The organism is Brachyspira sp. SAP_772 (assembly GCF_009755885.1).
GTDB lineage: Bacteria > Spirochaetota > Brachyspiria > Brachyspirales > Brachyspiraceae > Brachyspira.
Genome location: NZ_VYIX01000053.1, coordinates 1 through 946 on the forward strand (window position 1 = coordinate 1; position 946 = coordinate 946).

Sequence of the window (946 nt, forward strand, 5' to 3'; positions counted from 1 at the left end):
GTTAGTCTATCACCCTTAGCAAAATTTCTTTCTGCTTCATCAAATTGACTGTTATATATATTTTCTAAACCCATTTTGAAATATCTATTAGCTAAAACAGGCTTATATATAAATTGATATGAAAATAATACTACGCCAACAAATAATACTAAAAATATTGCGGCAATCCTTATTATYTTAGCATATTCTTTTAATGAGCTAGGAATAGGTATAATATCTAATAATCCGCCTCTAGAATCTGAAATACTTAAACCTAATTCATTATTTATAAAATCTGTTATATATTCATTAGACTCGCCTTTCTCTAAAGCTTTTAATAATTTTTGCATAGAGTTTTTGGAGAGTTTTTCATTTAATATCGCATCTAAAACATGATATCTAGTAATAGGAGATAATCTTTTGATGTTGTCTATAACTTCATCATCATTTATGTCTTTGTCAACATCTTCGTATTTTGATTCTCCTAAATTATCAGCAGAATCCGGAGAAGGTAATGTGTTTTCTTCTTCGATTATTCTTACATTACCAGCAACATTTTCAACCATCAAATTATCGTTATTTGATTCTAAGCTATTATTGTCTATGTTGTTTTCTAATTCGTCTGCATCTTGAGTTTTTATATTATCATCTAATGCAGTTTCTAAATTATTATTATTCTCTTCTTTAGTATTATCATCTAATATACTATCTAAATCGTCTAAATTATCAGTATYTTCTTGTTTAGGTTCTTCTTTTTCATTAGTATCATCATCTAATATACTATCTAAGTCATCTAAATTATCAGTATCTTCTTGTTTAGGTTCTTCTTTTTCACTAGTATCATCATCTAATATACTTTCTAAGTCATCTAAATTATCAGTATCTTCTTGTTTAGGTTCTTCTTTTTCACTAGTATCATCATCTAATATTCTTTCTAAGTCGTCTAAATTATCAGTGTCTTCTTGTT

At 26.8% G+C, this 946-nt stretch carries 1 pseudogene; it reads right to left on the reverse strand.

Features of this window, described 5'->3' with window-relative positions:
* Positions 1-946, reverse strand: a pseudogene (locus tag GQX97_RS12500) (hypothetical protein); the annotation flags it as partial.